An 8,332-nucleotide genomic window follows, 5' to 3' on the forward strand; every position below is an offset into this window, starting at 1 on the left:
CATGGAACAGGAGCCGGCACCGGGCAGGTCCCGCCGCCGCGTTGTGCAGGAGGGCGGCGCCATCCTCGCCGCCGCCGGGCTGCTGCGCCTGGCGCCCGGCCTCCCGGCGGACACCGCGGCCGCCGCCCCGGCCGGACCGGACGCCGGTGGGCCGGACGGCGGTGAACGGACCGTCACCGTCCGGGACAGCGCCAACCTCGGCGTCTCCGCCGCCCCGGACGGCCGCACACTGGCGCTGGACATCGCCGGCGGCATCTGGGTCCTGCCGGCCGCCGGCGGCGCGGCCCGCCGCATCACCCCGCTGAACCACGACGCCACCCGCCCCCACTGGTCACCGGACGGCACCCGGATCGCCTTCCAGTCGTTCCGCGACGGCGTCTACCAGGTGTGGTCGCTGCGGCCGGACGGCACCGACCTGCGGCAGCACACCAGCGGCACCGGCTACGACCTGGAGCCGCGCTGGTCCCCGGACGGCCGGCGGCTGGCCTTCGCCTCCGACCGCGGCAACCGCAGCCGGATCTGGGTGCTGGACACCGCCGGCGGCGCCCCGGGGGCGGTCACCGACGCCGACGCCGCGCACGCCGCCCCCGCCTGGTCGCCGGACGGCACCCGCCTCGCGTACGTGGTCGGCGGCACCGCCATCGAGGAGGTGGACCTCGGCTCGCTGCGCCGCACCCGGCTCGCCACCGCCCCGGACGGCGCCCAGCTCTACTCACCCGTCTACGCCCCGGGCGGTGAGATCAGCTACGTCCGGGCCCAGGGCGGTGAGGCGGCCCTGATACGCGGCGAGACGCCCCTCCTCACCGGCGAGGACCTGCCGCCGCTGCCGGTGTCCTGGACCTCCGCGACCACCTTCGTCCACAGCGCGGGCGGCCGGCTCCGCCGCTCCTCGGCCCACGGGCCCTCCCAGGAGATCCCGTTCACCGCCGAACTCCCGCTCGCCACCCGCGCGTACCGCCGCACCCCCCGCGACCTGACCTCGGACGCGCCGCGCCGGGCCAAGGGCATCGCCGATCCGGTGCTCTCCCGCGACGGCCGGCAGATCGCCTTCCGCGCGCTGAACGCGCTGTGGCTGCTGCCCCTCGGCGGCCGCCCCCGCAAGGTGCTCGACGACGGCTACTTCCACGCCGATCCGGACTTCACCCCGGACGGCCGGGGCCTGGTGTACGTCAGCGACCGCGCCGGCACCGCGAACCTCTGGCGGCTGGACCTGGCGTCCGGCCGCACCGAGCGCCTGACCGACCTGCCCAACGGCCAGCTGACACCGCGCCTTTCACCGGACGGCACCCGGGTCGCCTACCAGGACGAATCGGGCGCCCTGTGGGTGCTGGACCTGGCAGGCGGCACCACCCGCCAGGTGCTGCCCGCCCTCTACCAGCCCGGCCGCCCCGCCTGGTCCCCGGACGGTACGAAACTCGTCCTGTCCGCCCTGCGCCCGTACTCCCGGCGCACCGAGACCGGCCACAACCACCTCCTCACCGTGGACCTGGCCACCGGCGCGGTGCGCTACCAGCCGTTCGCGCCGGACCGCTCACTGGCCACCCGCGGCAACGACGGCCCGCTGTGGACCCCGGACGGCACCCACCTGGTCCTCGGCGCGGAGAGCCTGGCCTGGCGGGTCCCGGTGGACGCGCACGGCACCGTCACCGGCCCCCCGGCCGCACTCACCTCCGAGGTCACCGACTCCCTGTCGCTCAGCGGCGACGGCCGCACCCTGCTCTACCTCTCCAACGGCGTCCTGCGCCTCACCGGCCTCGACGGCGGCACCGCGCGCACCGTCGACGCCGACCTCACCTACCGCCCGGCCCGGGTCAGCGAACCCGCCGTCGTCCGGGCCGGCGCCCTGTGGGACGGCATCTCCGACCGGCTCCGCCCCGCCACCGACATCGTCGTACGCGACGGGCGCATCGAAGCGGTCACCCCGCGCTCGGCCGGTGCCGCGCGCGGCGCGCACGTCGTGGACGCCGGCCACCTGACCGTCCTGCCCGGCCTGATCGACACCCACAACCACTGGAACATGCGCGGCAAGCAGTGGGGCGACCGCCAGGGCCGGCTCTGGCTCGCCTACGGCGTGACCACCAGCCGCTCACCCGGCGACCCCGCCTACCAGATGGCCGAGAACCGCGAGGCGATGGAGGCGGGCACCCGCACCGGCCCCCGCTACCTGGGCTCCGGCGAAGCACTCGACGGCACCCGCGCGTCGTACAACTGCATGCGCACCGTCATCTCCGCCGAGCAACTGGAACGGGAACTGGACCGCGCGGCCGGCCTGGACTACGACCTGCTCAAGTCCTATATGCGCCTCTCACCCGCGCACGAGCAGCGGGTGGTGCGCCGGGCGCACGCCATGGGCGTCCCGGTCACCTCGCACTACCTCTACCCGGCCGCCCACACCGGACTGGACGGGATGGAGCACCCCGGCGGCGGGCACCGCCTCGGCTACTCCCGCACCCTGAGTTTCGCGGGTGTCCACATGTCCCAGGACGCCGTGGAGATCCTCGCGGCCAGCGGTATGTGGGTCTCCACCACCACCATCTTCGCCTCCGAACTCCTCGCCCAGGACCGCTCGCTGATCGAGGACGAGCGGACGAAGGTGCTCTACCCCGACTGGGAGTACCGCCGCCTGGTGCAGAAGGCCGACGACGCCGCGCACCCGGGCCCGGAGACCGACCTCGACCACCGGCTCACCCGGGGCATGGTGGACGCCCTGCTGCGGGTCCAGCGGGCCGGGGGACTGGTGGTCTGCGGTACCGACTCCCCCCTGGACGACCCCGGCATCAGCATCCACCAGAACCTCCGGGCCCTGGTCAAGTACGGCTTCACCCCGCACCAGGCGCTGCTCACCGCGACCGGCAACGCCGCCCGCGCGCTGGGCTACGGCGAGCTGCTGGGCGCGGTGGCCCCCGGCCGGATCGCCGACCTGATCGCCGTCGAGGGCGACCCGCTGACCGACATCACCGCCACCGCCGCGGTCCGCACCGTCATGGCCGGCGGGGTGGCCCGCACCGTGCCCGAGATCCTCGCGCCGTTCCGGCGGCCCGCCGCGGCGGCCGCGCGACCGTCCCGCGCCGTGGCGGTCCGGCCGGCCGCACCGTCCGCCACCCGCGATCCGCGCCACTACTGGCACCAGCCGGAGTGGAGCCGCAAGGGCTGCTGCCGGCCGTGACCCGATCCCCCCGCCGCACCCGCGGCGGGGGGCGGTTGCGGCCCCGGCCGCCGTCCGGCGGGGCGGCGGACTGCCGGGGCCGCGCCGCCTGCGCCGCCCGGTACGCCGACGCCGACATGCCGTACTGCTTCTTGAACATCCGCTGGAAATGGCTCAGTTCGCGGTATCCGACCCGCCGTGCGATCTCCGTGACCGACGCCCCGGTCTCCCGCAGCAGCCGCCGCGCCTCCCGCAGCCGCAGCGCGGTGACGAAATCGATGAACCGCCAGCCGGTCTGCTCCCGGAAGCTGCGCGAGAAGTGCCACTGGCTCATGTAGACGGTGCGCGCGACCCGGCCCAGGGTGACCTCGCTGTCCGCGTAGTTCTTCCGCAGGAACGCCAGGGCGGCGCGGATGCTCGCGGAGAGCTCCAGCCGCTCGGGGTCGGGCAAACGGGCCGCCGCGTCGGCGTCGGCGTCCCCGTCACCGTCCGCGTCCGCTGCCGGGAGCGGTGCCGCCTCCGGGCCGGTGCGCGGTGCCGCTTCCGGCGCCGGGCCGTGGGCCCGTACGGCCGGCGCTCCCGCCGCCGCCTCCGCCACCAGCCGGACCCGCTGCCCCGCGTGCCGGTACCCGGGCAGCGTCCGGATCAGCTGCCCCGGCGGGCAGATCTCGATACCCGACGGGCCGACCGTCACCCGGCACTCGTGCAGCCAGGGCTGCACCCGCGGCCAGACGAACCGCGCGTCCTCGCTGTACAGTTCCGCGGTCAGCAGCCGCGCCGCCCGCCCGGCGATCGCCCGCCACACCGCCCCCGGCAGCGGTACGGGCAGCAGCGCCGCGTCCGCCCCGGCCCGCCGCATCCGCTCCACCGCGACCTGCCCGGGATCCAGCGCCAGCACCAGCGCGCACAGCCCGTCGTACACCCGCCGGTGCACCCGGCGGTCCAGACGCAGGGTGAACAGGCTGCCGATGAGGTCCTCCTCGGCGCCCCGCCCGTCGAACACCACCACATCGGCGGGTTCCAGCACCGAATGCGCGCTGAAGTAGGTGGGGAAGTCGGTGATGCCGAGCACCTGCGCGTTGTAGTAGGCCACCAGCTCGCTCAGCGCGTTGGGCCGGCCGCTGCGGAAGACCGCGGCGCTCGGCCCCGGTAACTCCGTACCGCGCGCGAAGGCCCGGTCCGGATCGTCCGTCAGATAGACCGCGCTGCGCCCGTTGGCGAGCGCGTGCCCGGCGATGAGCAGCGCGCCCGCCGTGGCGTCGGCGCCCGGCGGAAGGGGGAGTTCCACGTCCGCGTCGGCGGCCCGCAGCAGATAGCGGTCGAGTACGTCCCGCGCCGCGCCGCGCTCCCGCCCCCCGCCGCGGGCCGGCAGCTGTGCGATGTCGCGGGTCGCCCCCGGGGATACGGCCATGTCATGCCCTCCACGCACGTGCCTCGGTCACCGCACGACGCCGGTGCGGCCAATGGATATGCGTTCTCCCGAAGGCGGTGCGGTGCCACGTGGTCAAGGCGGCCCTCTCAATCCCCCGGTGGGGCACGCCGCTACGGGTGCCCGGGACGGCCGGGCGCGATGCGGCGGCTTCCCCCGAATCCCCCCGGCGGCTGTCCGGCCCGACGGCCAATGCCCCCTTCGAGAGGGGATGACACCATCGGTCCCGCGGCCCCGTCAACCCTCTTCCGGCGCACGCCGGGCGCGTGGTACGGCGGGACCGGAACCCTCACTCGCGGACGCCGGCGCGGCCGACCGAGCCGCCCTCCCGCTCCGGCCCGGCCGCGTCGGTGGCCGACCAGGAGGCCAGCAGGCGCAATGCCTCCTCGGACGGGGAGCCCGGCTCGGCGGTGTAGATGGTGAGGGTGAGACCGGGCTCGGCGGCCATCTCCAGCCCCTCGAACGCGAGGGTCAGCTCGCCGACGACCGGGTGGCGGAAGCGCTTGGTGCCGGTGCCGTGGTGGCGGACGTTGTGCGCGCCCCAGCGGGTGCGGAACTCCTCGCTCCGGGTGGACAGTTCACCGACGAGATCGTGCAGGTCCTTGTCGTGGGGGTTGCGGCCGGCCTCGGTGCGCAGGATGGCGACGCAGGTATCGGCGAACGTGTCCCAGTCCGGGTAGAAGCGCCGGGACGCGGGGTCCAGGAAGTTGAACCGCGCGAGGTTGGGCGTCGTCCGGCCGCCGTCGTAGAGATCGCGGTAGAAGGCGCGGGCCAGGTCGTTGGCGGCGAGCAGATCCATCCGGCCGTTGCGGACGAAGGCCGGCCCGGCGGTGATCGCGTCCAGCGTCCACTGGAGGCTGCGGTGCGGGGACCACTGCCGGGTGGCGCGCCGCCGCGGGCGGGTCAGCGCGTCCGAGCCGTCCGCGGCCTGCGCCAGATGCAGCAGATGGGCCCGCTCGGCGTCGTCCAGCTGGAGGGCGCGGGCGACGGCCTCCAGGACGGCGGGGGAGACCCCGGCGAGATTGCCGCGCTCCAGCTTCGCGTAGTACTCCACGCTGACATCGGCGAGCGCCGCGACCTCGCTCCGGCGCAGGCCCGGCACCCGCCGCCGGCTCCCGGCCGGCAGTCCGGCCCGCGACGGGGTGATCTTCGCACGCCGCGAGGTGAGGAACTCGCGGACCTCTTCACGGTTGTCCACACCTCGACGGTACGTCGCCGGCGCCGGGGGAGGGGTGTACCGCCGGTACACCCCTCATCGGTGACTGGTTGGGGTGGCGCGGAGCGGGTTGCCTGGACGGTGCGGGGCGGAGTCGGCCTCCCGATCCCTCCCGCCCCCTCCGGAGCCCAGCCGCTCAGCACGTAGGCGGCCGCGTGCGCACGGTTACGCCATCGATCAACCAATCAATCAATCAGCACGTAAGGAACAAACCCCCCATGCGCGGAGCAGTGATCCACGCACCCCGCGAGGTGCGCTGCGAGACCCTGCCGGATCCCGAGATCCTCCACCCGACCGACGCGATCATCCGCACCGCCGCCACCTGCGTCTGCGGCTCCGACCTGTGGCCGTACCGCGGCCTGGAGCCGATCGGCGACCCGCACCCCATGGGCCACGAGTACATCGGGGTCGTCGAGGAGGTCGGCGGCGCCGTCACCTCCGTCGCGCCCGGCCAGTTCGTCATCGGCTCCTTCGCCACCTCCGACAACACCTGCCCGAACTGCCGCAACGGCTACCCGTCCAACTGCCTGCACCGCGAGTTCATGAGCACCTGCCAGGCCGAATACGTCCGGATACCGAACGCCCAGGGCACCCTGGTCGCCACCGACGGCCACCCGGACCGGGAGTTCTGGCCCGGCCTGCTGGCCGTCTCCGACGTCATGGGTACGGGCTGGTGGGCCGCCGAGGCCGCCGGGGTCCGGCCCGGAGCCACCGCCGTGGTGGTCGGCGACGGCGCGGTCGGTCTGTGCGGCGTGATCGCGGCGAAGGAGCTGGGCGCGGAACGGATCATCGCGATGAGCCGCCACGCCTCCCGCCAGCGGCTGGCCCGCGCGTTCGGCGCGACCGACATCGTCACCGAGCGCGGTGCGGAAGGCGTCGCCCGGATCAAGGACCTCACCGGCGGTATCGGCGCCGACAGCGTCCTGGAGTGCGTGGGCACCGCCGAGGCCGTGCGGCAGGCCCTGCGCGCGGCCCGGCCCGGCGGCGGCGTCGGCCTCGCCGGCGTCCCGCACGGGGTGAACATCGACGGCCAGGAGCTGTTCTTCTCCCACGTCGCCCTGCGCGGCGGCCCCGCCCCCGTACGCCGCTACCTGCCCGACCTGATCGACCGGGTCCTGACCGGCCGGATCGACCCGGGCCGGGTCTTCGACCTCACCCTGCCCCTGGAGCAGGTCGCCGAGGGCTACCGCGCCATGGACGAGCGCCGCGCCGTGAAGACGCTGCTGGTGCCTTGATGGCTGGCCGCTTGGACGTCTGGCGGCATTGATGCCGGGCCGCCGGGCCGCCGGGCCGCCGGGCCGCATGGATGTTTGGCCGCCTGTCCGCCTTCCCACCTTCCCGCTTTGAGGAGAGAAACGCGTATGCCTCCCGCCGCAGCCGGGACCCAGGGAACCCTGCGAACCCCGCGAACCCCGGGGACCCCGGGAACCCCGCCCCCGGGCAAGCTGCCCCTCGTCATCTGGGTGCTCGCCGCCGGCACGTTCCTGATGGGCACCACCGAGTTCGTCATCGCCGGCCTGCTCCCGGAGATCGCCGGTGACCTGCACGTCAGCGTCTCCCGCGCCGGCCTCCTGATCACCGCGTTCGCCCTCGGCATGATCATCGGCGGCCCGGTCATGGCCATGGCCACCCTCCGCCTGCCCCGGCGCCGCACCCTCGTCCTCGCCCTGACCGTCTTCGCCCTGGGACACCTCACCGCCGCGGTCACCACCTCCTTCACCGTCGTCCTCCTCGCCCGCTTCGCCACCGCGCTGGCCACCGGCGCGTTCTGGGCCGTGGGCTTCGTGATCGCCACCGCCGCGGCGGGGCCGGCGCGCTCCACCCGGGCGGTCGGCGTCATGATGGGCGGCCTGACGCTGGCCAACGTGATCGGCGTCCCGATCGGCTCCCTCGCCGGCCAGTACACCGGCTGGCGCGGCCCCTTCTGGGCCCTGGCCGTCCTGGCGGCCCTCGCCACCGCGTTCGTCGGCCGCTACGTCCCCGCGGACGAACACCGGCGCCCCGAGGTCTCCATACGACGGGAAGTCCGCGCACTCCGGCAGCCCCGCCTGTGGTTGGCCCTGGCCGCAGCAGTCCTGATCATGGGCGGCGTCCTGGCCACCTACACCTACATCACCCCGCTGCTCACCGACCGCGCCGGCATCCCCCCGGCAGCCGTCCCCCTCGTCCTGATCGCCTTCGGCACCGGCGCCCTGGCCGGCACCGCCCTCGGCGGCCGCCTGGGCGACCGCCACCCCCTCCCCACCACCCTCACCGCCGCCGCAACCACCGCCCTCGCCCTCCTGGCCCTCATCCCCCTATCGACCTCCCCCGCGGCAGCGATCCTGCTCATCTCCCTCATGGCCCTGACCGGCTTCACCCTCAACCCGATCCTGACCTCCCTCGCCGTCCGCTACGCCGGCGACGCCCCCACCCTCACCTCCGCCCTCACCACCTCCGCCTACAACACCGGCATAGCCGCCGGCTCGGCCCTCGCCGCCCGCGCCCTGGACTCCTCCCTCGCCCTCACCGGCCCACCCCTCATCGGCGCCCTCTCCACCGC

4 protein-coding genes and 1 pseudogene are annotated in these 8,332 nt (G+C 75.0%); 3 read left to right on the forward strand and 2 right to left on the reverse strand.

What is annotated here, in order from left to right:
- Position 1 precedes the first annotated feature (1 nt).
- Positions 2-3,166 carry an amidohydrolase family protein gene (locus ADL22_RS36895; RefSeq protein WP_079064490.1) on the forward strand — a complete coding sequence of 1,055 codons (3,165 nt, stop codon included), beginning with the start codon at positions 2-4 and terminating at the stop codon, positions 3,164-3,166.
- Positions 3,167-3,272: 106 nt separating this feature from the next.
- Here the strand turns inward: ADL22_RS36895 and ADL22_RS36490 are convergent.
- Both ADL22_RS36490 and ADL22_RS27575 read right to left on the reverse strand, forming a co-directional pair.
- A pseudogene (locus tag ADL22_RS36490) lies at positions 3,273-4,556 on the reverse strand (helix-turn-helix transcriptional regulator); the annotation flags it as partial.
- Positions 4,557-4,863: 307 nt separating this feature from the next.
- On the reverse strand, positions 4,864-5,772 hold the full coding sequence (locus tag ADL22_RS27575; protein ID WP_066985504.1) for a helix-turn-helix transcriptional regulator: 909 nt from the start codon (positions 5,770-5,772) through the stop codon (positions 4,864-4,866).
- Between the two features lie 236 nt (positions 5,773-6,008).
- Between ADL22_RS27575 and ADL22_RS27580 the strand changes: the two genes are divergently transcribed.
- On the forward strand, positions 6,009-7,025 hold the full coding sequence (locus tag ADL22_RS27580; RefSeq protein WP_066985507.1) for a zinc-dependent alcohol dehydrogenase family protein: 1,017 nt from the start codon (positions 6,009-6,011) through the stop codon (positions 7,023-7,025).
- Between the two features lie 252 nt (positions 7,026-7,277).
- On the forward strand, positions 7,278-8,332 hold a 1,055-nt coding region (locus ADL22_RS27585), incomplete at its 3' end, for an MFS transporter (protein ID WP_234430877.1).

This window comes from Streptomyces sp. NRRL F-4489, assembly GCF_001509485.1.
Classification (GTDB): Bacteria; Actinomycetota; Actinomycetes; order Streptomycetales; family Streptomycetaceae; genus Streptomyces.

Coding starts and splice junctions, on each gene's coding strand:
- ADL22_RS36895 (WP_079064490.1), top strand. CDS start 2: ATGGAACAGGAGCCGGCACCGGGCAGGTCCCGCCGCCGCGTTGTGCAG.
- ADL22_RS27580 (WP_066985507.1), top strand. CDS start 6,009: ATGCGCGGAGCAGTGATCCACGCACCCCGCGAGGTGCGCTGCGAGACC.